The organism is Desulfuromusa ferrireducens (assembly GCF_055389805.1).
Genome location: NZ_AP042415.1, coordinates 2073898 through 2098019 on the forward strand (window position 1 = coordinate 2073898; position 24122 = coordinate 2098019).

Annotated in this window: 19 protein-coding genes; 17 read left to right on the plus strand and 2 right to left on the minus strand. The window is 54.0% G+C overall.

Features of this window, described 5'->3' with window-relative positions; genetic code table 11:
* Positions 1 to 34: 34 nt before the first annotated feature.
* Positions 35 to 661 carry a uracil phosphoribosyltransferase gene (gene upp / locus ACZ5PT_RS09455; protein ID WP_464266573.1) on the minus strand — a complete coding sequence of 209 codons (627 nt, stop codon included), beginning with the start codon at positions 659 to 661 and terminating at the stop codon, positions 35 to 37.
* Positions 662 to 912: 251 nt separating this feature from the next.
* On the opposite strand from upp, the gene ACZ5PT_RS09460 reads away from it, so the two are divergent.
* The 9 genes from ACZ5PT_RS09460 (at position 913) to ACZ5PT_RS09500 (ending at position 12436) form a co-directional block, all read left to right on the plus strand.
* Positions 913 to 1176 carry a hypothetical protein gene (locus ACZ5PT_RS09460; RefSeq protein ID WP_464266574.1) on the plus strand — a complete coding sequence of 88 codons (264 nt, stop codon included), beginning with the start codon at positions 913 to 915 and terminating at the stop codon, positions 1174 to 1176.
* 100 nt (positions 1177 to 1276) lie between these two features.
* Positions 1277 to 2203, plus strand: coding sequence for a lysophospholipid acyltransferase family protein (locus ACZ5PT_RS09465; RefSeq protein ID WP_464266575.1), 927 nt, complete (start codon positions 1277 to 1279; stop codon positions 2201 to 2203).
* On the plus strand, positions 2196 to 3782 hold the full coding sequence (locus ACZ5PT_RS09470) for a peptide chain release factor 3 (RefSeq protein ID WP_464266576.1): 1587 nt from the start codon (positions 2196 to 2198) through the stop codon (positions 3780 to 3782). The genes ACZ5PT_RS09465 and ACZ5PT_RS09470 overlap by 8 nt, the downstream gene beginning before the upstream one ends.
* A gap of 248 nt (positions 3783 to 4030) precedes the next feature.
* A complete protein-coding gene (locus ACZ5PT_RS09475; protein ID WP_464266577.1) occupies positions 4031 to 6706 on the plus strand; it encodes an ATP-binding protein in 2676 nt (891 codons plus the stop codon).
* 45 nt (positions 6707 to 6751) lie between these two features.
* Positions 6752 to 7168, plus strand: a complete 417-nt coding sequence (locus tag ACZ5PT_RS09480) for a bacteriohemerythrin (protein WP_464266578.1) — start codon at positions 6752 to 6754, stop codon at positions 7166 to 7168.
* 113 nt (positions 7169 to 7281) lie between these two features.
* Positions 7282 to 8670, plus strand: a complete 1389-nt coding sequence (gene asnS / locus ACZ5PT_RS09485) for an asparagine--tRNA ligase (protein ID WP_464266579.1) — start codon at positions 7282 to 7284, stop codon at positions 8668 to 8670.
* Positions 8657 to 9235 carry a universal stress protein gene (locus tag ACZ5PT_RS09490; RefSeq protein ID WP_464266580.1) on the plus strand — a complete coding sequence of 193 codons (579 nt, stop codon included), beginning with the start codon at positions 8657 to 8659 and terminating at the stop codon, positions 9233 to 9235. Before asnS ends, ACZ5PT_RS09490 begins: the two co-directional genes overlap by 14 nt.
* Before the next feature lie 18 nt (positions 9236 to 9253).
* The gene (locus tag ACZ5PT_RS09495) at positions 9254 to 12238 is read left to right on the plus strand and encodes an NAD-glutamate dehydrogenase domain-containing protein (protein ID WP_464266581.1); all 2985 of its coding nucleotides are present in this window, start codon (positions 9254 to 9256) and stop codon (positions 12236 to 12238) included.
* Positions 12239 to 12268: 30 nt separating this feature from the next.
* Positions 12269 to 12436 carry a hypothetical protein gene (locus ACZ5PT_RS09500; RefSeq protein ID WP_464266582.1) on the plus strand — a complete coding sequence of 56 codons (168 nt, stop codon included), beginning with the start codon at positions 12269 to 12271 and terminating at the stop codon, positions 12434 to 12436.
* Positions 12437 to 12538: 102 nt separating this feature from the next.
* On the opposite strand, the gene ACZ5PT_RS09505 is transcribed toward ACZ5PT_RS09500, so the two are convergent.
* Positions 12539 to 12730, minus strand: coding sequence for a ferredoxin (locus tag ACZ5PT_RS09505; protein WP_464266583.1), 192 nt, complete (start codon positions 12728 to 12730; stop codon positions 12539 to 12541).
* Between the two features lie 407 nt (positions 12731 to 13137).
* Here ACZ5PT_RS09505 and ACZ5PT_RS09510 point away from each other — a divergent pair, with 407 nt between their 5' ends.
* From ACZ5PT_RS09510 to ACZ5PT_RS09545, 8 genes are all read left to right on the plus strand, one after another.
* A complete protein-coding gene (locus tag ACZ5PT_RS09510) occupies positions 13138 to 13668 on the plus strand; it encodes a hypothetical protein (protein ID WP_464266584.1) in 531 nt (176 codons plus the stop codon).
* Entirely contained in the window at positions 13665 to 17288 is a 3624-nt protein-coding gene (locus tag ACZ5PT_RS09515) for a nitrate reductase subunit alpha (RefSeq protein ID WP_464266585.1), read from the plus strand. Before ACZ5PT_RS09510 ends, ACZ5PT_RS09515 begins: the two co-directional genes overlap by 4 nt.
* A 28-nt stretch (positions 17289 to 17316) precedes the next feature.
* Entirely contained in the window at positions 17317 to 18804 is a 1488-nt protein-coding gene (gene narH / locus ACZ5PT_RS09520; RefSeq protein ID WP_464266586.1) for a nitrate reductase subunit beta, read from the plus strand.
* A gap of 2 nt (positions 18805 to 18806) precedes the next feature.
* Positions 18807 to 19352 carry a nitrate reductase molybdenum cofactor assembly chaperone gene (gene narJ / locus ACZ5PT_RS09525; protein WP_464266587.1) on the plus strand — a complete coding sequence of 182 codons (546 nt, stop codon included), beginning with the start codon at positions 18807 to 18809 and terminating at the stop codon, positions 19350 to 19352.
* Positions 19349 to 20026: a respiratory nitrate reductase subunit gamma gene (narI, locus tag ACZ5PT_RS09530; protein WP_464266588.1), complete on the plus strand. Its 678-nt coding sequence runs from the start codon at positions 19349 to 19351 to the stop codon at positions 20024 to 20026. Before narJ ends, narI begins: the two co-directional genes overlap by 4 nt.
* A gap of 63 nt (positions 20027 to 20089) precedes the next feature.
* The gene (locus ACZ5PT_RS09535; protein WP_464266589.1) at positions 20090 to 21625 is read left to right on the plus strand and encodes an MFS transporter; all 1536 of its coding nucleotides are present in this window, start codon (positions 20090 to 20092) and stop codon (positions 21623 to 21625) included.
* Complete coding sequence (locus tag ACZ5PT_RS09540) at positions 21615 to 23219, plus strand: MFS transporter (RefSeq protein ID WP_464266590.1); 1605 nt, start codon at positions 21615 to 21617, stop codon at positions 23217 to 23219. The genes ACZ5PT_RS09535 and ACZ5PT_RS09540 overlap by 11 nt, the downstream gene beginning before the upstream one ends.
* A gap of 166 nt (positions 23220 to 23385) precedes the next feature.
* A complete protein-coding gene (locus tag ACZ5PT_RS09545; protein ID WP_464266591.1) occupies positions 23386 to 24048 on the plus strand; it encodes an SDR family oxidoreductase in 663 nt (220 codons plus the stop codon).
* Positions 24049 to 24122: the final 74 nt, after the last annotated feature.

The following is a 24122-nucleotide window of genomic DNA, read 5'->3' on the forward strand; positions in this document are numbered from 1 at the left end:
GGGCGATCTAAAGGTCGCCCGAACGTCTGTTTGTCTATTTGGTACCGAAAATCTTGTCACCGGCATCACCCAGTCCGGGGAGGATGTAGCCGTTTTCGTTGAGGCGCTCATCGACCGAGGCGACATAGATGTCGACATCTGGATGGGCCGCTTCGATCTTTGCCAGTCCTTCCGGAACTGCGACCAGGAAAAGTCCGCGAATGCTGGTGCAGCCAGCCTTTTTCAGCATCTCGATACAGGCGAGCAGCGACCCGCCAGTGGCGAGCATCGGATCGAGGATCAGCGCGGTCCGATTATTCATGCTGCTGGTCAGTTTTTCGAAGTAGGTCACCGGTTCGAGGGTTTCTTCGTTGCGGTACAGGCCGACGACACTGACTCGCGCACTCGGTATCAGGTCAAGTACGCCATCCATCATGCCCAGTCCGGCTCTTAAGATCGGGACCACGGTAATCTTTTTTCCTTTGATCCGGTCGACGGTCACCGGACCGTTCCAGCCGTTAATTGTTTCCGCTTCAACCTCAAGGTCTTTGGTTGCCTCATAGGTTAACAGTCGGGCGATCTCGGAGGCCAGCTCGCGAAAATCCTTGGTACTGATATCGTTTTGGCGCATCAGCCCCAACTTATGTTTAACCAGAGGGTGATTCGCTTCGTAGACAGCCATTTGATGCTCCTTGCTTGATTGCTATATGATGATTAGTGCGTCCGGGGCGTCTGGCGGTCGGAGGTTCTTCCGGCTAAACTGAAAGTTTCGTCAGGCGCAACTTCGCAGCATAAAAGTATCTCTCTGTTGTGGTCAAGGATCTTTAGTAAATCAGTTTTCTCCCCATTAGCTATTTCAAATACTCTTTAGTTCTGATAAGCTGAACTTCTGTGTTGTTCGATAATGCTTCTCATCTGTATTGAGGTTTCTCGATGAAAAAAAGTTTCTTTTTCTCGCTTCTGCTTGTCATCCTGCTGACGGCCTGCGCGAAGCAACCCCGGCCGATAGTCGCGGAACCGCTCAATTCGCATGACCGGGATAAAGATCACGCCTCCTGCCAGCAGTATGCACAGCGTTATGGAGTCATCAATATGGATCCGCTGATGAGTGGCAGTGGGATGGAAAACTTTCCCGATGAGCAGCGGCAGGTGCAGTTGTACGAGTCCTGCATGCTGAAAAAAGGCTATCGTTTCTGATTTGTTGGTCGCGAAAAACGGGCTATCATCCGTGGCACGAGTTAAGCTATAGTGGTCGGCCGGTTTTGGCCGGCCTTTTTCATTTCTCAAGAGTGAGCTGATGGCGGAAATCTCCCTGAAATTCAAATTCGAATACTACTCCGTGCGTTTATTGGCTGCTCTTTTGCGGCGAGTTTCCCGGTCACGGGCATTGAAGTATGGCGGTCGATGCGGCCTGCTGGCCTGCTGGTTGTTGCCGAAGCGGCGGCGGCTAGCGGAAGATAATCTACGGCGGGCCTATCCAGAGCTGTCGTCCGCGCGGGTGACCAGGTTGGTGCAGACCAACTTCTGGCACATCGGTGTCAGTGGTGTTGAAATGCTACGCCTTGACATGTTTCGGCGCGGTACTGATGACCTTGAACGCCATTTCGATTTTGTTGACCTGCAGCACCTGCATGATGCTTTGTCCTTAGGCAAGGGGGTGATTCTGTTGACCGGTCACCTCGGTTTTTGGGAGGCCGGTCATTATGTCTTTCCGGAACTGGGCTTTTCCAGCGATGCGGTAACCAAGCCGATGAAAAATCCGTTGACCGATACCTATTTTAGCAATATCCGCGCGAGTTTCGGTGGTGGCCTTATTGACAGTCGAAAGGGCGCGCGGAAAATTCTCAAATCCCTGCAACAGGGACGGGTCGTCGGCATTTTGCTCGATCAGCATATTTCGCCTCCTGGGTCAGTGGCGACCAGCTTTTTTGGGCGTCAGGCCTACACCACTACGGCTGTTACCAATCTGGCGATGAAATACCAGGTGCCGGTGGTGCCAATGTTTTGCCATCGCTTACCGGATGATCGCTATAAAATCTGGGCCGAACCGATGTTGTTGCTCGAAGGCGAGGGGGAACGGACTGTGAAGGAGAACACCCAACTGTTGACGGATATTATCGAGCGGGCTGTGCGCCGCGATCCGAGTCAATGGTTCTGGATGCATAGACGCTGGCGGGTGGCAGAAAACCAGTCAGAGAGACAAGAGGAACAAACAGGTGAGTAAAGAACTGCAACGTGAAATAGCCAAGCGCCGCACCTTTGGCATTATAAGTCACCCGGACGCCGGTAAAACGACCCTGACGGAAAAGCTGCTGCTGTTCGGTGGCGCCATTCAGATGGCTGGCACGGTCAAGGCGCGCAAGTCGAGCCGCCACGCTACCAGTGACTGGATGAGCATCGAGAAGGAACGTGGTATTTCGGTTTCCTCTTCGGTGATGAAGTTTAATTACCGCGATTTTGAGATCAACCTGCTCGATACTCCCGGTCACCAGGACTTCTCCGAGGATACCTATCGGGTCTTGACCGCAGTCGACAGCGCGCTAATGGTGATCGACAGCGCCAAGGGGGTTGAGCCGCAGACCGAGAAGCTGATGGAAGTCTGCCGGATGCGCAACACTCCGGTGCTGACCTTCGTCAACAAGCTCGACCGCGAGGGGCTTTCTCCGCTGGACGTGCTGTCTGACATCGAAGAAAAACTGCAGATCGAATGTACGCCACTCTCCTGGCCGATCGGTATGGGCAAGCGTTTTAAGGGGGTTTATAACCTCTATCGCAAGGAGTTGAACCTCTTTACGCCCGGCGATGATGCGCGCAGCACCGAGAAGGTAAAAATTGCCGACCTGAATGATCCGAAGCTCGATGAACTTCTCGGCGGGCAAGCGGATGAACTGCGTGAAGATATCGAGTTGCTCGAGGGGGCGGCCAGTCCATTTAATATGGGAGACTATCTCAAGGCCAGCCAGACGCCGGTTTTCTTTGGTAGTGCGATCAATAATTTTGGTGTTCAGGAAATGCTCGACGCCTTTGTCGAGCTGGCCCCAGCTCCCGGACCGCGTGAAACCGTCGATCGCATTGTTGAGCCGGACGAGGAGGCTTTCTCCGGTTTTGTCTTCAAGATTCAGGCAAATATGGACCCGGCCCACCGTGACCGGATCGCTTTTTTACGCATCTGTAGCGGCAAGTTCAGCAAAGGGATGAAGGTCAAACACCACCGCATCGGCAAGGAAGTGAACCTCTCCAAGGCGACCATCTTCATGGCCCAGGACCGCGCCCACGTCGAAGAAGCCTATCCAGGCGATATCATCGGCCTGCACAACCACGGGACAATAAAGATCGGTGACACCTTCACACCGAAGGAGCCGCTCAAATTTATCGGCATCCCGAACTTTGCCCCGGAGCATTTTCGGCGTGTCCGGCTGAAGGATCCGCTTAAATCGAAGCAGCTGCAAAAAGGCCTTATTCAACTGGCCGAAGAGGGTGCAGTGCAGGTGTTTAAGCCGGTTTTCGGCGCCGACTTTATCCTTGGCGCCGTTGGCGTGCTGCAGTTCGATGTCACCATGGAGCGGCTCAAGGCTGAATACAATGTCAACGCGGTTTATGAAGGCGTCGATTACAACACCGCCCGATGGATTGAGTGTGAGGACAAGAAGCTGCTTGACGAGTTCAGCAAGAAGAACCAGGGCAACCTGGCTCACGACGCCGAAGGGCACTTGACCTACCTGGCGGCCAGTGAATGGCGACTGGGGCATACCACGGAGCAGTGGGAGGGAGTGACATTCCTTAAGTCACGGGAACATAGCTAGAGATTTTCGCAACGCTAAAAAAGTTACAAAGGGTCTGCATATATATTTATGCGGGCCCTTTCTTGTTTCTGTCTGATATTCTGCTGTGTTATTGTTTGAGGGCTCTAACTGTTGTTCATTGTGTCGATTTGGTGCCGGTCTGTTTTATGGTTTAAAGCTTTAAAGCGGCTATAATAGTAATCTCGAGAAATTCCGACGATTGATATCCGTAAACGGGGCAACCTCTCCTTGGGTTTTGTAGTGGAAAGATGAAGCTAAGAACTAAACTAAAATTATCCATTCAGGACAGGCTCAGTCTCGCGACGATATTGTCGGTCCTTTCTTTTGTTGTGATTGCTCTGGTTCTGCTGATCGCTTTTATGCAAGTGCGTTCTAACCTTGGTCAAGTGGTTGGAACGCAATTACAACAAACCGTTGACAGCTCACGTTTGTCCCGGGACCTGGGTCAGTTTCTTGCCCGCCTGAAGCTTTTGGAAGCCACTTTTTATGGCAATGATGAATACCTGCAACAAGAAGGTGCCGAACTGTTGCAACTGTTGCACGACCACCAGCAGGAGCATGACAGCAACAAAGTGCCGCAGTTGCATCTTCCGCTGGAAGAGAAGTTGGTCAGCTATTTAAAGCAGTGTCGAACGATTAACGAGTTACTCCGTCAACGCAACTGGGAGGGGGAGGGGCTCGATGATCTTTTTGATATTGTTGAAGAAATTATTGCCGAACGGATGATTCGAGCCGCTTCGCGCGGGGAGGCGGTTGATTATTATGATCAACTGTCGTTATCGATAGCCGGCTATCGGGGCGATCTGCTGAACATCTTCCGGTTGAATATGCAGGAAGACCGGCAGGAGCTTTTTAACGCTTCATTTTTCGATCTCCCGCCAAACACAGAAAATATTTATCTCCTGCAGTTGAGATTGAAAAGTTTAGTCACCTCAGAGGCGCCGCTCAATCGCTTTGGCCGCTATCTGATCGACCATTTGGCCTACTATCAGCACCTGCTGACCCGCTATCAGCAGGAAATGATCCACCTGGGAGCGCAGACGACCGAGTTGAACCTGTACACGGAGCAGATCCTGGCACAGCTGGATCTGCTAGATCAGCAACAAGCGGCTTTGGCTGTTGCTTCCAGCCAGGAGGTTGATCGGATCATTCTGATCGCCGGAGCTACGGTGTTGGCTTTTTTGGTTGTTCTGGCGCTGCTGCTCGGTTTTATTCACCTGAACCTGTTTCACCGGCATATTAAGTTGCCGATGGAGCAGATCCGCAACCGACTGCTTCATTTACAACAGGGCGATTATCATTCGCCGATGTCGCTTGACCGCAGCGATGAGTGGGGGCAGATCGAGGAGGCATTCGATAGTATGCTTGCCGATTTGGTTGAAAGTTGGTCGACGGTACAGGAGTCGGAACGGCGTTATCGGAATATCTTCGATAGTGCGACCGAGGGAATTTTTCAGAGCACTCTCGAAGGGACTTTTCTACATATCAATCCGGCCATGATCCGCATGTTTTGCATCAATCCGGATGCAAATATCGAATCCTTCAATGATTTGCGCGAAATGATTTATGCCGATCCGAACGATCGGGACCGAATGGTTGATCGACTGCTGCAGGAGGAGGTTGTTGATAACTACGAAACCAAAATGATGCGGCAAAATGGCGCAATCTTTTGGGCTTCAATCAACTGTCACCTGGTGCGGGATAAAAATGAGCAGGTTCAATTTATTGAAGGCACGATTGACGATATTTCACAGCGCCGCATGGTCGAGGTGGAATTACTGAAGCTGAAGGAATATCTGTATAATATCGTCGATACCATGCCGTCGGTTTTGATCGGGGTGAGTGACGAGATGAAAATCACTCTCTGGAACCTGCAGGCGCAGGAAATTAGTGGTGTGGCGGTAGATCAAGCAATGGATCGGCCATTAGCGGATGTTTTTACGCTGATTGACCCTTCGTCTTACTTGGTCGCTGTCGGTGAAACCCTGAAAACCGGGGAGGTTGCGAGGTTGCGGAAAATTCCCAGTAGCACCCAGAGCCCGGGACGTTTCTTTGATCTGTTGATTTACCCGCTCAATACTCTGGACGTTGACGGGGCCGTTATCCATATTGATGACGTGACCGAAAAGGTGCAGATTGAAGATGTTATGGTGCAGTCGGAGAAAATGCTTTCGGTTGGTAACCTGGCTGCCGGAATGGCGCATGAAATCAACAATCCGCTGGCTGCCATTTTGCAGAATGTGCAGGTGCTGGGGCAGCGCCTGTCGCCGTCGTTGGATAAAAATCGCAAGACTGCCGAAGAGCTTGGCATCAGTATTGAGCAGGTCGCTGAGTACGCACGTCTGCGGGGTTTTGAGCAGATGATGAAAGCGATTACCACTTCTGGCCAGCGCGCGGCGCGGATTATCGAAAACATGCTCAATTTCAGCCGGAAAAGTTCTTCCAGTTTTTTGCCCTGCGCATTGACGGGTTTGCTGGAAAAAACCATCGAACTGGCGGCCAGCGATTACGATATGAAGCACCATTTTGATTTTCGGACGATTAGCATCGTTCGGGATTTCCAGCCGATCCCTGATGTTCCCTGTGAATCAAGTCAGATTCAACAGGTGATTCTCAATCTGTTAAAAAATGCCGCTCAAGCGCTCGGTAGTAATACGGAGAATCCCGAAATCAGAGTCAGGGTTTTTCTGCAGGAAGGACAGGCTTGTTTACAGGTGGAAGATAATGGTCCCGGGATGGACAAGGCGACCTGTAAGCGGATTTTTGAACCGTTTTTCACCACCAAGGAAGTTGGCGTCGGCACCGGTCTTGGTTTGTCGGTGTCTTATTTTCTGATCACCGAGAATCACAAAGGGAGCTTAACCGTGACTTCGGAACCAGGGCAAGGGAGCTGTTTCAGTATTCTGCTTCCGCTCAAACGGTAGCTCGGGAATGGTTCAACAGTATCCAGTCGGCCAAGGGAGTTATCTATGTCTGTTATTAAATGGAAGGAATGCTACGAGACCAAAATCGTCAGTCTTGATAATGAACACAAGTGCCTGGTGGAGCAGATCAACCTGCTTTACGATGCCATTCGGCAGCGGCGGAGCGAAGAGGTGATGCTGGGAATCTTTGATCAACTGGTCGATTACACCAAGCACCATTTTAGTCACGAAGAGGCGTTGCTTGAAGAATATGGCTATCAGGAGCTTGCTGTGCAGCAGAAGCAGCATCAGCGTTTGGCGCAAGATGTCTGTGCTTATCGTAGTAAGTTGGAACAGGGGGAAACCCTTTCGGCAAAAGAAGTAATGGCTTTTCTTCGCCACTGGTTGTTGGACCATATTGTCGAACACGACCTGAAATACGGTCCTTACCTGGAAAGCCGAGTCGACCGTTTATTGAGTTGATCTGAACCGAGTTTCTGAAAGAGATGACTTGCCGACAAGCTAGTATCAAACGTGTAATTGTGGTGGTCACCGGCAGCTAACTGATAGACCGAGCGAGTGAAGCGGGAGTTTTGATGAAAAAAACGGCAAGAACAGCAATCAAACAGGTGTTGTCGGCGCAGCAGAGTACGGATCTTTGCGTCAAGGGGTGGGTGCGGTCGGTGCGGCGCGGCAAAGAGGTCAGTTTTATCGCCCTAAATGATGGCAGCAGTTTTGACAGCTTGCAGCTGGTTTTGGGCCCGGAACTGGACAATTTCGATGCGGTCAGCCGGGTCGGGACCGGGGCTTGCCTGAGCGTCAATGGAACCCTGATAGAGTCGCCGGCTGCTGGGCAGCAGTGGGAATTACAGGTGACTGAAGCGAAGATTGTCGGCAATGCCGATGACAGCTATCCGCTGCAGAAAAAACGCCATACCCTGGAGTTTCTGCGCACCATTGCCCACCTGCGGCCCCGTTCAAATACCTTCGGGGCGGTCTTCCGCATGCGTAGCGCACTGTCGTTTGCTGTGCACCAGTTTTTTAAGGAACGCGGATTTCTCTACGTGCAGACGCCGATCATTACCGCCAACGACTGCGAAGGGGCCGGTGAGATGTTTCGCGTTTCGACCCTTGATGCCACCAACCCGCCACAGCAGAACGGTGAGATCGACTGGTCAGAGGATTTCTTTGGCCAGCGAACCGGACTGACCGTCAGTGGCCAGTTGCAGGGGGAACTGTTTGCCAGCGCTTTTTCCGATATCTATACCTTTGGTCCGACTTTTCGGGCAGAAAACTCCAACACCAGCCGTCACGCGGCAGAGTTTTGGATGATCGAACCGGAGATCGCCTTTGCCGACCTGGCCGACAACTGTCAGCTCGGCGAGGATTTTTTGCGTTACGTGGTCAGCTATGCGCTGGAAAATTGTCAGGAAGATCTGGCCTTTTTTAATCAGCGCATCGAAAAAGGTTTGATCGATAAACTGGAAGCTTTGGTCAAGGCCGAGTTTAAAACCATCAGCTACACCGAAGCCGTCCAACTGCTGTTGAAGGCGAAGCAGAAATTCGAGTTTCCGGTCGAATGGGGGCACGATCTGCAATCGGAGCACGAGCGCTACCTGACCGAGCAGGTGTTTAACGGTCCGGTGTTTGTCACCGATTATCCGAAACAGATCAAGGCCTTTTACATGCGTCTCAATGATGATGGAAAAACGGTTGCGGCGATGGACCTGCTGGTGCCACGGGTCGGCGAAATTATCGGTGGCAGCCAGCGGGAAGAGCGGCTAGATGTGCTGCAGGCACGGATGGCCGAATGTGGCGTGCCCGAGGAGCATCTTGATTGGTATCTCGATATCCGCCGTTGGGGCAGCTGTCCGCATGCCGGCTTCGGCCTCGGTTTTGAGCGGTTATTGATGTACATCACCGGCATGGAAAATATCCGCGACGTGATTCCTTTCCCACGGACGCCGGGTAATGCCCATTTCTAGATTCTTCTGCACTTTTCTGCTCCTGCTACTCGTCGCGCCATCGGTCTTTGCCGTCGATGTCAGCGATGACGGGCAGATTATTGTCGGCGGCGATCATAATTATCCTCCCTATGAGTTTCTCGATGAAGCCGGTCAACCGACCGGCTTTAATGTCGAATTGGCGCGCGCCCATCAGGCAAAGTTGGAAGTTTTGCATGTGTTCCCCGATGTTGATCAGGCGGTCGTTAATTATGTTTCTCTGTTTGTCAACACTGAGCAATTAGCGTCACATGAAATCGCCCACAAGGACGCGGTCGCTGCCGAGATGAGTGAGCGGTTGCGGGCCTTTGCCCGCACTGAGCTGATGGATCATCCGGAAGATTTGGAGCGGATCGAGCGGATCGAAGTGTTGCACGGACCACCGGCTTCGACAATCTTAAGCGAAGTGCAACGCTGCGGTGCCGATCTGCTGTTGATCGGCACCCACAGTAAAGGCAGCCTCGAGTACAATTTTATCGGCAGCGTGGCGAAAAAGATCGTTCGTCGCTGTCAAATCCCCGTCCAGCTAATTCCCCTGAACGACTGAGGGTAAAGAGGGCATCCGATGACTGAAGCAGAAAAAATCCGCTGGTTTCGCCAGGTATCAAAATCGATTACCGTGCGGTGTCTTGACGCCGGTGCCAATCTGCAGTGGTTGCAGGAGCAGATGCATCCGTATCTGTCGATTACCATGCATGACGAGGCCGAAGCGATCGGTTCCTTGGCCTATCAGTTGCCCTACTTAAAGCGCAATAAACGCCTGGTTTTGCGCGATACCGATAAAACGCTGATCCTGGCCCGACTTAACCAGCCCGGCTCGCTTTACCAAACCCTGAAACTGCTGCGTGAGCGGGAGATTTCCTACGCCCAGTTCACCCATTCTTACGCGCCGATTCCCGGGGTCGGTGAAGAACTGGAACTGCAGCGTTTCGAGTTTGATCGGCGCACGGCGGCAGATATCACTGCTGGAGATTCAGTGCGGATTCCGCAACGGCTGCAGAAAGAGGTGCGCGCGGCCTTAAAGCAGCATTACCCCGAGTACGATTTTTCCCGCTTCGATAAAGAGCTGCGCCTGATCTGGTTGAACAATCAAGCTTACGTGCGCCATTCTCCGGCTCGACGGGTGGCGCAGATTGTCTGGCTTTACCATCAGGCGGTGGCTCACGGCGGGGTCTATTTTGATGTTGAAGCGGCTGAAGAGACACTGGAAAAACCGGAGTACCGGATCATGTTTGCCGCCGGTAACCCGCCGCAGCTCGATTTTCTGCAGCAGGTCATGGAGGTCTATCAGCGTCTGCAGCTCGGCGTCAAACGCGCTTACTGTCTGACCATCCACAACGGCACGCACCCTTATTTTCTCGGCACCTTTTACGTCAGTGGCGAAGGCAAGAAGCTGCTGGCCAAAGAGGGCTCCCTCTATAACCAGCTGGAACATGAACTGTTTAACACCCAGATTCTGAGCACTGTCGGCGATGCCTATCAGCAGGTGGCCGCCGGTCATCTGGACGGGGTCGATGCGGCGTTAATCAACGCTTTCGCCAGTTTCTGCCACACCTCGCTGGGGCACAATCAGCCGGATCGCTTCAACTATCAGCAGGTTGAGGAAAGTTTTACCGCCGACCTGGAAATGACCCTGCGGCTGGTGGCGCTATTCCGCATCCGTTTCGAGCCGCAGTTGCCGGACCGGGACGCCAACTACGCGGCGGAACTGGCCGAGCTGAGTCGTGCTATCGAAGGCTACAACACCGGTCACGCCTATCTCGATAGTCTGCGCCGGGCAGTCTACCGCTGCTGTCTGCTGTTTATCACCCACACCTTAAAGACCAACTTTTTTGTTTCCGAAAAGCATGCGCTGATTTTCCGCTTGCATCCCGGTTATCTGGATGAGCTGGGCAGCGAGTTTACCGATGATTTGCCGCCGGAACGTCCCTTTCGGGTGACCTTCTTCTTTGGCCGTCATGGCTGCGGCTATCACATCGGCTTCTCCGATATCGCCCGCGGCGGCTGGCGGACGGTGATGGCAAAAAACCGCGACGATTATATTACCAGCGCCAACACCCTGTTTCGTGAGAACTACGTGCTGGCGCACACCCAGCACCTGAAAAACAAGGATATTTACGAGGGCGGTTCGAAGATGGTGGTGGCGTTGGATGCCGCCGATCTGACCGATCCGGAGATCGTTACCCGGCGGCTATATAAGCTGCAGTACGGCTTTATCCAGGCGTTTCTGGATATCTACGTGACCGCAGAAGGGCAGGCCCTCGACCCACGGGTGGTTGATTATTACGGCGAGGATGAGCCGATCGAGTTGGGTCCGGATGAAAATATGCACGACGAGATGGTTGAGCTGATTGCGCGTATCTCGACCAAGCGCGGCTACCTGCTCGGCCCTGGGGTTATTTCCAGCAAGCAGTTCGGCATCAACCACAAAGAATACGGCGTCACCTCGACCGGGGTAATCACCTTTGCCGATATTACCCTGGAACAACTCGGCATCGACATGCGCAAAGATCCGTTCAGCGTTAAGATCACCGGGGGCCCAGGTGGCGATGTCGCTGGCAACGCGCTGCGTCTATTGCTGGAGCGTAGCTCACAGGTACAGATCCGCATGATTCTTGACGGCAGTGGCGTGCTGGTCGATCCGGCTGGCGCCGATATCGCGGCGCTGCAAAAGGTGGTGCTGAAGAGCGACATCGATCAGTTCGACCCCAATGCGTTGCACGAGGGTGGAATGATGGTTTTCCGCACCCAGACCCGCAAGGAAGGCCTGCGCAAGCTGTATCGGAAAGTGGTGATGCAGAGCGGTCAGCTGGCCGAGGAATGGATCACTGTCGATGAATTTTACCGCTTGTTCAACAGGCTGATTTTCACCGTTGAGGCGGATCTGTTTATCCCTGCTGGCGGTCGCCCAGAGACGATTCATGGTGATAACTGGCAGCAATTTTTGCCGGAAGGCAAGCCGAGCGCCAGGGCGATCATCGAAGGGGCTAATTCGTTTATCACCCCGGCCGCGCGGGACCAATTGCAGCAGGCCGGTATCATCATCATGCGTGATGCTTCGGCCAATAAGTGCGGTGTTATTTCTTCCTCTTACGAGATCATTGCCAACCTGTTGTTGAGCGAAAAGGAATTTTTTGCCAACAAGGAACGCTACGTCGGTGATGTGCTGGAGATTCTCGAAAAGCGCGCCGCCGACGAGGCCCGGCTGATCTTCCGCCGCCATTCGGAGAGCGACGGGCTGCACAGCTTTACCGATATCTCGGCGGCGATCTCCGGTGAGATCAATGCCCATTATGCGCGGCTGTTCGACTACTTTCAGCAGCGTCCCGAGTTGGCCAACAAGCCTCTGTACCGCCGGGCACTGTTGGCGCACCTGCCGAAAATCCTCAGTGAAACGGCCAGCTACCGCAAACGGCTGACGCGTCTGCCGGTCAAGTACCGGGCGGCCATTCTGGCCAGCGAAATCTCTTCCTCGCTGGTTTATCAGCAGGATTCTGAGGCCGATCAGGAGCAGATGCTCAACGGTCACCTGCAACGCCATTTTAATTGATGGTTTGCTGGCAACACTGAGGAGATGATGATGGAAAGCACCGAATGTACCCTGGCGGTTCCGCTGACGGCGAAAGAAAAAGGCCTGCTGGAAAAGCTTTCGAAGCGCAGCAACCTTGATCGCGCAGCGATGGTGCGGATGCTGTTGTTTGAAACGGGCATTCTCTCTGAGGAAGATGGAGTGCAGAGCAAGCCCTGATGGCTTAGCCCGCTTTTTAAAAAAGGAAACAGCCCACGAATTTGAAGTCGTGGGCTGTTTTTAGTTAAACTGCGGTGATTTGTTCCTGTTGCTAGTTCTAGACTATTCTTGCCAATGGATGCAGGAGACGGGACACATATCGATCGCCATCTGGATGTTCTCTTCGCTGTCGCCGTTCGGATCGAAACATTCCGATTTGCCGTCGGCGCCGATGCGAAAAACGCTGGGACAGTTATTAACGCACAATTCGCAACTGATGCACTGCTCTTTATCGACCAAAGGTGCCTTTGTCATAATATTACTCCTCAAGGTGAGTTGTTTTGTCTTCCCTCAAAATTAGCTGAAAAATAGATACTTTGGTTTGATCTGTATCAACTTCTGAAAAATAATCGAAAGATTTAGTCGGGCATTGCTGCATGTTCGCCTGTTGTGCGACGCAAACAAGTGCCAGGGGGGGTACCTCCCAAAAAAAACTAGTATACTTATCGATAATCTGTTTTCGCCTTGAGAATTATTAAGCATTGAATATGCTTTTACGAATAGAGATTTAATTCACATTTCCATTCTGATTTGAGCCACATCTGCGCTGTTTCTTTACAGTAAGTAGCTGAATTTATCGAAGTTCAGCTTTTTGTTATAGCAGTTGCTCTCCCGCCACAAATTAAAAAGTAACGCTTTCTATCTTTGGAAAAGGAGCGATCATGTTGGGAAACAGGAGGTACTGTCTCTGTTCGGCCGTCTTGGTGCTTTTACTTTTTCTCTCAAGTCTCGCGGCCGCAGCTCCCGGTGACGCTGGGCGCGGCGAAGACTTGTTCCTCGGAAAAACAGGCTTCGAACTTGGTGGCGCCCCTTGTCTTGCCTGCCATGATCTATCCGGCGTTGGTATGGCTGCAGGAGCAAGCTATGGCCCGGACCTCAGTTCTCTTTATGAAAACTACGGCCGAGAAGGGGTAGAGGCCGTTCTACAGTCACTCACCTTTCCCAGCATGGAAGCCATTTACGCCGACCGACCTTTGAACGAATCTGAGCAGCTCGACCTGCTCGCATTTCTGCAGCAGACATCTCAACTTTCGGCGACTCCGACAGTAGGAAAATTGGCCTTGCATGTAGCTTTAGGTGTTGTTGCTTTGCTGGGACTTACCTTCTTGGTCGGCCTAAGGCGCATGCGTGCAACCCGGCAACCGCTGATCGACCGGCAACGTGATCTCATCAATAAAGGGGAGCTGCAATGAGTTGGATTAAAGATCTTATCGATCCCAAGGCGAGGGCGTGGGAAGAGTTCTACCGGAATCGCAATCAATGCGACAAGGTGGTGCGCAGTACCCACGGTGTCAATTGCACCGGCAGCTGTTCCTGGAATGTGCATGTCAAAGATGGCATCGTCGGTTGGGAATTGCAGGCGACCGATTATCCGCCCCTCGAAGATGGCATCCCCCCCTACGAGCCGCGCGGTTGTCAACGCGGCATCGCTTTTTCCTGGTATCTCTACAGCCCGTTACGGGTCAAGTATCCTTATCTGCGCGGCGTACTGGTCGATCTCTGGCGAGCCGCCAAGGTTGAGCACGATGATCCGGTCGCTGCCTGGGCCTCGATCATGGAAGATCCGATCCTGCGCAAAAGCTACCAGCAGGCGCGTGGCAAAGGCGGTTTCCGCCGCGCCAGTTGGGATGAAGCGGAAGAGATCATCGCTGCCTCAACTATCTACACCATCAAGAAACATGGTGCCGACCGGCTGATCGGTTTTTCGCCGATTCCGGCCATGTCGATGCTCAGTTTTGCCGGCGGCTCCCGTTTCATGCAACTGCTGGGCGGCGTAAACTTAAGCTTTTATGATTGGTACTGCGATCTGCCCAATGCTTCACCGGAGGTTTGGGGTGAGCAGACTGATGTCTCGGAGAGTGCCGACTGGTACAACAGTAAATATATCGCCGTAATGGGTTCCAACGTCAATATGACCCGAACTCCGGATGCCCACTTTCTGGTTGAAGCCCGCCACAATGGGTCCAAGGTGACGGTCCTGTCACCAGATTTCAGCATGACTTCAAAACATGCCGACTGGTGGATTCCAGCTCATGCCGGACAGGATGGCGCCTTCTGGATGGCGGTCAACCATGTCATCCTCAGTGAGTTTCACCATAAAGCCAAAACGCCTTACTTTATCGATTATCTGAAACGCTACAGCGACACGCCTTTCTTGATTGAGCTGACACAAAAGGATGGCGTTTACCGGGCGGGTCGGATGGCGACCGCTGCCATGGTCGAACCATATAAAAATGAAGAGAACAGCGGCTTCAAATATCTGGTCTGGGATGAGCATCAGGAACAGGCAAAGATGCCGCTTGGCACCCTTGGGTTTCGCTGGCAACAGAAAAAGGGCGAGTGGAACCTGCAGATGAAGGACGGTCAGGACGGCAGTGAACTTTCTCCGGCGTTGTCTCTATTGGAAAACAATACCGAAGTTCTACAGGTCGAATTTGACGATTTTTCCAGCGACAGCCGGGTCAGCCGCGGCGTCCCGGTGCAGTATCTGGAAACCCCGGACGGCCAGGTTGCCGTGACCACCGTTTTTGATCTGCTGATGGCACAGTTTGGCGTCAATCGCGGCCTCACTGGCAAGTACCCACTGAGCTACGATGACGAGGGGGGCGCTTACACCCCGGCCTGGCAGGAAAAGTTTACCGGCATCGACCGCGCCAATGTTATTCAGTTTGCCCGCGAATGGGCCTCGACGGCGGAAACCACCGAAGGCAAGTGTTCGATCATCATCGGTGCCGGCGTCAACCACTGGTATCACGCCAATCTGCTCTATCGCGCCGGGATCTCCGCTTTGATGTTGTGTGGCTGTGTCGGCAAAAACGGCGGCGGCCTCAATCATTATGTCGGCCAGGAAAAGCTGGCCCCAATCGCCCCCTGGGCAACCATCATGGGCGCTCTTGACTGGTCGAAACCACCTCGCTTTCAGAACACGCCATCATTCCATTATGTCCACAGCGATCAATGGCGTTACGAACGCACCGCAGATGAGAAGCGGGTCAACGCGGTCGCCGAGAACAACCATATCACCGAAGGGCACACCATGGACCAGCAGGTCCGGGCGGTACGCAACGGTTGGCTGCCCTTCTATCCGCAGTTCGATCGCAGTCCGACCGAAGCGGTCAAGCAGGCAGAGAGCGCTGGAGCTAAAAGCAATCAGGAGATTGTCGACTGGACGGTCAAACAGCTAAAAGACAAGCAGATGAAGTTTGCCGTCGAAGATCCGGATGCACCGGAAAACTGGCCACGGGTCTGGTTCATCTGGCGCGGCAACGCCCTGATGTCGAGCGCTAAGGGACACGAGTATTTCCTCAAGCATTATCTCGGCACCCACTCCAGCACCGTCGCCCCGGAAACTGCCGAGGAATCGGTCAAGGAAGTGGTCTGGCACAAGGATGCCCCGGAAGGCAAGCTCGACCTGGTCGTCGACATCAACTTCCGCATGGACACTTCGGCGGTCTATTCGGACATCGTCCTGCCGACGGCAACCTGGTACGAGAAGGACGATCTCAATACCACCGATATGCATTCCTTCATCCATCCGTTGCAAGAAGCGGTGCCCCCCTGCTGGGAATCGAAGAGCGACTGGAATATCTTCAAGGGGTTGGCGAAAAAGGTTAGTTCCCTGGCCGAAACCCACCTGCCCGAGCCGGTCCGCGATATTGTCTCGGTGCCGTTGGCCCACGACACCCCGGCGGAGATGGCCCAGCCCAACATCAAGGACTGGAGCAAGGGTGAGTGCGAAGCGATCCCCGGCAAGACCATGCCCGGTCTGGTGGTGGTCGAACGGGACTACGTCAATCTCTACAAACGCTTTATCTCCTTCGGTCCCGGGGCCAGAAATAACGGCATCGGTGCCCACGGCCTCTCCTGGCAGATAGAGGACTTCTACGATGAGCTGGTCGAGACCAATCCGACTGAAACCTGGGGCGGGAAAACCTACCCATCGCTGGACAATGCCAAGGATGCGGCCAATGTGATCCTGCAGTTGGCGCCGGAAACCAATGGTGAGATCGCCTATCGCGCTTTCCAGGCCGAAGAGGCAAAGGTCGGCATGCCGCTGGTCGATCTGGCCGCCGATACCCGCGCTGTCCGTACCACGTTCGCGGAGCTGGACCGGCAACCGAAAAGGTTGCTAACCAGCCCTTGCTGGAGCGGACTGACCAACAACGGTCGTCCTTACGCCGCCTACAGTCTCAATGTCGAACGGCTGGTCCCCTGGCGGACTCTGACCGGACGGCAGCATTTCTACCTCGATCATGAAGGCTATATCGCTTACGGCGAACATCTGCCGACCTATAAAACCAAGCCCGATCCAAGCTCGCTGCAGGATCTGGTGGTCACTGAATCGGATCAGCAGAGCATCATGCTCAACTACCTGACCCCGCACGGCAAATGGGGCATCCACTCGACTTATGGCGACAATCACCGGATGCTGACCCTGTCGCGCGGCTGTCATCCGTTCTGGATCAACGACAAGGATGCAGCCAAGATCGGCGTGGTCGATAACGACTGGGTCGAGGTTTATAACGATCACGGCGTGGTGGTCACCCGGGCGGTGGTCAGTGCCCGCCTGCCGGAAGGAATCTCCTTCCTCTATCACGCGCCAGAGCGCACCATCGGTGTCCCAAAATCGCCACTTCGCGGCAACAAACGCGGCGGCGGCCACAACAGCCTTAACCGGATTCGGCTCAAGCCGAACCTGATGCTTGGCGGCTACGGGCAGTTTACCTACGGCTGGAACTATTGGGGACCGACCGGTGCTAACCGAGACACCTTCATTCTGGTTCGCAAACTCAAAGGGGAGCCGAGCTGGTAATACCGGCACGGATTAAGGAGCTATGACGATGAATATACGTGCACAGGTATCCTCGGTTTTCCATCTTGATAAATGTATCGGCTGCCACACCTGCAGCATCGGTTGCAAGAACCTCTGGACCGATCGTAAAGGCAGCGAATATATGTGGTGGAACAACGTTGAAACCAAACCGGGCACCGGCTATCCGACCAAATGGGAAGATCAAGAGCAATACAAGGGCGGTTGGGAGAAAAGCGGGTCCGATCTGCAGTTGAAAATGGGCAAGAAATCGGCGCTGCTTGGACGGATCTTCCATAATCCCGACCTGCCGACCATGGACGACTACTATGAGCCGTTCACCTTTAAATATCAGGATCTGACCAACGCGCCAGCCGGCGACGATCAACCGACCGCCCGCCCGGTGTCGATGGTTAGTGGCAAACCGATGAAGATCGAAGCCGGGCCCAACTGGGATGACGATCTCTCCGGCTCCAACATCTACGCCGCCAACGATCCAGGCGTGGTGCAACTGAGCGAAGAAGAGCAGCAACAGATGTTCGCCATCGAGAAGATGGTCATGTTCTACCTGCCGCGCATCTGCAATCACTGCCTCAACGCCGGTTGCGTCGCCGGTTGCCCTTCCGGTGCCATCTACAAACGCGGAGAAGACGGCATCGTGCTGATTAATCAGGACAAGTGCCGCGGCTGGCGGATGTGTGTCTCGGCCTGCCCGTACAAGAAAACCTATTACGGCTGGACCAGCGGCAAATCGGAAAAATGTATCCTCTGCTACCCGCGCCAGGAAGCGGGTGAAGCGCCGGCCTGTTTCCATTCCTGCGTCGGTCGCATTCGTTACCTGGGCGTACTGCTTTACGATGCCGACCGCATCGAAGAGATCGCCAAGCTTGAAGACGCCGAACTGGCAGCCGCGCAACGCGAGATGATCCTCGACCCCTTCGATCCGCAGGTTATTGAAGAAGCAAAAAAAGCTGGCATTGCACCCGAAGTTCTGGACGCGGCGCAAAAATCACCGACCTACAAATTTGTCAAAGAGTGGGGCATCGCCCTGCCGCTGCATCCGGAATTCCGCACCCTGCCGATGCTGTTCTACGTACCGCCGTTGTTGCCGGTGCTGTCGAAAGAAAAACAGGGCGTGCATAAGTTGGCCGATGATTTTTTCACCAGCCTTGAACAAGCGCGTCTGCCGCTCAAATATCTCGCCGGTCTGTTTGCCGGCGGCAATGAGGAAGAGATCACGGCCGTTTATCGCAAGCTGATTGCGGTGCGCATCCAGCGTCGTAACCTCACGGTTGGCGACCTGGATAGCGCTGAGGTCGATAAGGCGCGTGAGATTGCCGGGATCAGCGAAGCAACCATCGAGGCGATTTTCCGCATGACCGCTCTGACACACATCAAACAGCGGATTGTCATTCCACCGATGCTGCGCGCTGAAGCCGTTGAAGCCGGCATGGACCCCGAAGCCTACAAACAGGAAATGGGCTTTGGCAGCAGGCAAGCGCCGAAAAGGCGGTGGTAGTCATGACCAGCTTGCAAAGACACCAGGATATTTGTCGCCAGTTTTCCGCCTTGCTCAGCTATCCGACAGCTGAAGTGCAGACCACCGCGACCGCCTGCCAGCATCTGTTGCAGGAGAATCGATCGGAAGCCGCTACGCAACTAGGGGATTTCGTCGCGCATCTAGCCAGCACCGATCCCGCAAAACTCGAAGAGCTGTTTACCGCAACCTTTGACCTGCAACCGCTTTGTCATCCCTATGTCGGTTATCAGCTCTGCGGAGAGAATCAAAAGCGCGGCCTGTTTTTGATGAAGATGCAACAGCTCTATCGGCTGCATGATTTTAACCCGAGTACTGAGTTGCCTGATCATTTGGGCGAGATGCTGCGTTTTATCGGCACCACCAACGACCAGGTTTGTCGTCAGGAACTGATCAGCGATGGCGTCTTACCGGCGCTGGAAAAGATCATCGCTGGTCTTGATAACGATGACCATCCCTATCAGGGACTACTCAAAGCCTTGCACAGTTTTTTGAGCGAAAGCAGCGCGGAAAAAGGAGCACTATCATGATCGACATGATTCTCTTTGGCGTATTCCCCTATGTGGCCGTCGCTTTGGCTGTCGCCGTCGGTCTGTATCGCTACTATTTCGACCGTTACTCCTATTCGTCGCAGTCCTCCCAGTTTCTGGAGAGCCGCGCTCTGTTCTGGGGTTCGGTTCCCTGGCACTATGCAATTTTGCTAGTGTTGCTGGCTCACCTGCTCGCCTTCCTGTTTCCGTCGCACTGGGGGGCGCTACTCGGAGCACCGGGTCGCCTCTACCTGCTGGAGGTCTCCGGAATCGTCCTCGGCGTGGTCAGCACCATCGCCATGCTGGTGCTGATTTTCCGTCGTGCCGCCAATGATCGAGTCTGCGCCGTGACGACCACCGTTGACTGGTTCCTACTGGTGGCGTTGCTGATCCAAGTGGCGACCGGCGTCTTTATCGCCATCACCATGCGCTGGGGCGGCTTCTGGTATGTGCATACGGTCTCGCCATGGCTCTGGTCGCTGGTTTCCTTCAGTCCGGATGTTAGTTATCTGGCGAGCATGCCGTTGGTCGTCAAACTGCATGCTGCGAATGCCTTTTTCCTTTTGGCGCTGTTTCCTTTTTCCCGGCTAGTTCATGTGGTCAGCATCCCCTTGGCCTATATTGCTCGCCCTTATCAGCTGGTGGTCTGGTATCGGCAGCGGGGTCGCGCCTGAGAAGTTAAGATGAGAGATCGAAGCGATTGTTGACCAAAGGGGCACAACCTGAAAGGTGTGACTATGCAAGAAACTGCCACTGGGAAATCACACAAAATTCTCTTCCTCAACACCCTGGCTTTTACGGTCTGCTTCGCCGCCTGGATGTTTAATGGTGTGCTGGTGACCTTTCTGGCCGACAACCAGGTTTTCGACTGGGGCCCGGTGGAGATCGGCTGGCTGATGGGGATTCCGGTGTTGACCGGTTCGATTTTCCGCCTGCCTGCCGGGATGCTGACCGATAAGTTCGGTGGCAAGCCGATCTACGGTACTCTGTTGTTGATCTGCGCCATTCCGATGTTCCTGCTTTCAAAAGCGGACAGCTTTACCAGTTTTGCTCTGTGCAGTTTCGGTTTCGGACTGGCGGGGGTCAGTTTCTCCATCGGCATCGCCTTTACCTCGGTCTGGTACCCGCGCGAACGCCAGGGAACCGCGCTGGGGATTTTCGGCGCCGGTAACGCCGGGGCCGCCCTGACCACCCTGTTTGCCCCGACCATGCTCAATCGCCTGACCGATCATGGTGCCAATATCGAAGGCTGGCGGCAACTGCCGATCTATTACGCCATCATCCTTGCGGCGATGGGGGTGATTTTTTTCATCTTTGCCGAGAACAAGAAACCCGCTTCGTCGGGGAAGTCTTTCACCAAGATGCTGACGCCGCTCAAAGACGTCAAGGTTTGGCGTTTCGGTCTCTACTATTTTCTGGTGTTCGGCTGCTTCGTCGCTTTTTCCCAGTGGCTGGTGCCTTACTTCGTCAATGTCTACTACCTGCCGCTGGTCACTGCCGGTATCTTCGCCTCGATGTTCAGTCTGCCTTCCGGGGTGATCAGGGCCTTAGGCGGCTGGATGTCCGATAAGTTCGGCGGTCGCACCATCATGTACTGGGTGCTCGGCGCTTCAGTGCTGATCAGTTTTCTACTCATCATCCCGAAGATGGATATCTATTCCCCTGGGCGCGGTGTTATGGCCAAACGGGCCGGTACGGTATCCGCAATCAACGAAAGTACCGTCACGGTCGACGGGAAAGGTTACGCGATAAATGTTAAACCGCCGTTAAAAAACTATGACCAGACCCTGCTGATATTGCCGACCAAACAGACCTGGCAGGAGCCGGTGGTCGAAGTCGGCCAAACGGTGAAAAAAAAGGAGCTGCTGGCCAAGGGGGTAACGCGTATTTTTTTCCAGGCCAATGTCTGGGTTTTCGCTATTTTTGTCATTCTCCTGGGCAGTTTCTGGGGGGTCGGCAAGGCTGCCGTTTACAAGTTAATCCCTGACTACTTCCCGGAAGAGGTGGGGGTGGTCGGTGGCATGGTCGGTGTCCTCGGCGGCCTGGGCGGTTTTGTCTGCCCGATCATTTTCGGTTATCTGCTCGAATGGACCGGGCTCTGGACCAGTTGCTGGATGTTCATGTTTGCCCTGTCGCTGGTCTGCCTGCTCTGGATGCATCTGGTGGCGACCAAGATGATGAAGGATAAGCACCCTGAAGATATGCAAAAAATAGAACAGGACAAATTGACCTTATTGGAGGATGACCTACAGGAGGTACGGCATGTCGATTAATCTTGATAAGTGGGACGTTGAGGACGAGAAGTTTTGGCAGTCCGAAGGGAAGAAGATCGCTACCCGGAACCTGTGGATCTCGATCCCCAGCCTGCTCTGCGGCTTTGCTGTCTGGCTTTACTGGGGCATCATCGCCGTGCAGATGCTCAACCTGGGTTATCCGTTTGATAAATCACAGCTGTTTACCCTCTCGGCCATCGCCGGTCTGACCGGGGCGACGCTGCGGATTCCCAGTTCTTTTTTGATCCGCATCGCCGGTGGCCGCAACACCATCTTCTTTACCACCGCGCTGCTGATGCTGCCGGCAGTCGGCACCGGCATCGCCCTGCAGGACATCAACACACCGATCGAGGTCTATTATTTCCTCGCTCTGCTCTCTGGTTTCGGTGGCGGCAACTTCGCCTCGTCGATGTCGAATATCAGTTTCTTCTTCCCCAAACGGGTTCAGGGCACCTCTCTGGGCTTAAATGCCGGACTGGGTAATTTCGGTGTCACCACTATGCAGATTCTGATTCCGCTGGTGATGACCTTCGGCCTGTTTGGCGGTGAACCGCAGACGTTGATTAATACAAGCGGCACACTGATCGGTAAGATTCCAGCCGGCACCGAAACCTACATCCATAACGCCGGCTACGTCTGGTTGATCCTGCTGATTCCGTTGGCCTTCGCCGGCTTTTTCGGCATGAACAACATCAAAACCGAGACCGTATCGCCCGATATCGGTTCCGCCGGCAAGTCCTTTGCCATGATCAGCGGCTTGCTACTGATCGCTTTTGTCGCCGCCGTCGGCGGTCTCTACCTGATGCTTCCGCCGCCGGTCGGCCTGGGTCTGCTGAGTAAATGGATCGTCCTGCCGCTGGTTATCGCCGCCACCGTCTATGGTATGAAGTATCTGACTTCGGGGGGACTGAAGGCCAATCTCAATCGGCAGTACAAGATCTTCGAAAATAAGCACACCTGGGCGATGACCGTCATCTACACTATGACTTTCGGTTCCTTCATCGGCTACTCGGCTGCTTTCGCCCTGGCGATTAAGGTCATCTTCGGTTTCTCACATATCATGGTCGATGGTGCCTTAACCCACAACACCCTCAACCCGAACGGCCCCAGTGCCTTGATGTTCGCCTGGATGGGCCCCTTTATCGGCGCCCTGATCCGTCCGGTCGGCGGCAAGATTGCCGATAAGCTAGGTGGTGCTATCGTCACCCAGTGGGTCTCGATCGTGATGATCATTTCGGCCCTCGGTTGCGCCTACTTTATGAAGGCCGCCTACGCTTCGCCGACCCCGGAAAGTTTCTTCTACCCCTTCTTGTTGCTGTTCATTATTCTCTTCGCCGCAACCGGAGTGGGTAACGGCTCCACCTTCCGTTCCATCGCCATGATCTTTGATGCCGAGCAAGCCGGTCCGGTGCTCGGTTGGACCTCGGCGGTCGCCGCCTACGGCGCCTTTATCATCCCCAAGGTGTTTGGTGAACAGATCAAAGCGACTACCCCTGAATATGCCTTGTACGGGTTTGCTATTTTCTACTTTATCTGCTTGCTGTTGAACTGGTGGTTCTATACCCGGAAGGGTGCATACATCCAGAACCCATAATTACGAGTGTTGCGTGTCGCTTCGCCGACGCGCGGCAGCTGCGAAATATTTGAACCGGTGATTCAGCTCTAGCGCATGGCAAATTGTACTGGAACTGTTTTCCCTTAGAGTAAAAACGGGTAAAGTGGAAATAGAGAAGCGGCATCCGTACTAAAAGGAGTGTGTAATGAAGCATGTAGTGATTACTGGTGCTAATCGTGGCATTGGTCTGGAACTGGCGCGTTACTATCAGGCTGAGGGTTGGCGGGTCACCGGGGTCTGTCGTGAAACGTCGGCTGAGCTTGGGATGGTCGCGGCGCAGGTCATTGACCGGATTGATGTCACCAGCGCAGCAAGCGTCGCGCAACTGGTGGCTGCGCTGCAGGGGCAAACCATCGAGCTGCTGATCAACAATGCCGGTCTTATGCTGGATGAAACCCTTGGGGCCATCGATTTTGATTCACTCCGATTACAGATGGAAATCAATGCCTTTGCGCCCTTGCGGATCAGCGAAGCCTTGCTGCCCAATCTGCCAGCGGGCAGCAAAATCGCCAATATCACCAGTCGCATGGGATCGATTGCCGATAATAACTCCGGTGGTCGTTACGGCTATCGTGCCTCCAAGGCCGCATTCAATGCCCTTGGGCACTGCCTGGCGATAGATCTGCAAGAACGTGGCATTGCCGTGGCGCAACTGCACCCAGGCTTTGTTAAAACCCGGATGGTCAATTTTGGTGGTTTGATTACTGCAGAAGAAGCGGTTGCCGGGCTGGCCGAACGGATCGAAGCCCTCAATCTGGAAAACTCAGGATCTTTTTGGCACAGCAATGGTGAGGTGCTGCCCTGGTAGGTTGACCGATACACAAAGCTAGAAAGTTGTGAGTTCAAAGCTGAAATGCCCCGAGATCTCTCGGGGCATTTCAG

Bases quoted from the DNA above. Each gene is read 5' to 3' on its own strand.
- ACZ5PT_RS09460 (WP_464266574.1), top strand. From the start codon at position 913: ATGAAAAAAAGTTTCTTTTTCTCGCTTCTGCTTGTCATCCTGCTGACG.
- ACZ5PT_RS09515 (WP_464266585.1), top strand. From the start codon at position 13,665: ATGAGTTGGATTAAAGATCTTATCGATCCCAAGGCGAGGGCGTGGGAA.
- narH (WP_464266586.1), top strand. From the start codon at position 17,317: ATGAATATACGTGCACAGGTATCCTCGGTTTTCCATCTTGATAAATGT.
- ACZ5PT_RS09500 (WP_464266582.1), top strand. From the start codon at position 12,269: ATGGAAAGCACCGAATGTACCCTGGCGGTTCCGCTGACGGCGAAAGAA.
- asnS (WP_464266579.1), top strand. From the start codon at position 7,282: ATGAAAAAAACGGCAAGAACAGCAATCAAACAGGTGTTGTCGGCGCAG.
- ACZ5PT_RS09480 (WP_464266578.1), top strand. From the start codon at position 6,752: ATGTCTGTTATTAAATGGAAGGAATGCTACGAGACCAAAATCGTCAGT.
- ACZ5PT_RS09545 (WP_464266591.1), top strand. From the start codon at position 23,386: ATGAAGCATGTAGTGATTACTGGTGCTAATCGTGGCATTGGTCTGGAA.
- ACZ5PT_RS09495 (WP_464266581.1), top strand. From the start codon at position 9,254: ATGACTGAAGCAGAAAAAATCCGCTGGTTTCGCCAGGTATCAAAATCG.
- narJ (WP_464266587.1), top strand. From the start codon at position 18,807: ATGACCAGCTTGCAAAGACACCAGGATATTTGTCGCCAGTTTTCCGCC.
- ACZ5PT_RS09490 (WP_464266580.1), top strand. From the start codon at position 8,657: ATGCCCATTTCTAGATTCTTCTGCACTTTTCTGCTCCTGCTACTCGTC.
- upp (WP_464266573.1), bottom strand. From the start codon at position 661: ATGGCTGTCTACGAAGCGAATCACCCTCTGGTTAAACATAAGTTGGGG.
- ACZ5PT_RS09505 (WP_464266583.1), bottom strand. From the start codon at position 12,730: ATGACAAAGGCACCTTTGGTCGATAAAGAGCAGTGCATCAGTTGCGAA.
- ACZ5PT_RS09510 (WP_464266584.1), top strand. From the start codon at position 13,138: ATGTTGGGAAACAGGAGGTACTGTCTCTGTTCGGCCGTCTTGGTGCTT.
- ACZ5PT_RS09465 (WP_464266575.1), top strand. From the start codon at position 1,277: ATGGCGGAAATCTCCCTGAAATTCAAATTCGAATACTACTCCGTGCGT.
- ACZ5PT_RS09475 (WP_464266577.1), top strand. From the start codon at position 4,031: ATGAAGCTAAGAACTAAACTAAAATTATCCATTCAGGACAGGCTCAGT.
- ACZ5PT_RS09540 (WP_464266590.1), top strand. From the start codon at position 21,615: ATGTCGATTAATCTTGATAAGTGGGACGTTGAGGACGAGAAGTTTTGG.
- narI (WP_464266588.1), top strand. From the start codon at position 19,349: ATGATCGACATGATTCTCTTTGGCGTATTCCCCTATGTGGCCGTCGCT.
- ACZ5PT_RS09535 (WP_464266589.1), top strand. From the start codon at position 20,090: ATGCAAGAAACTGCCACTGGGAAATCACACAAAATTCTCTTCCTCAAC.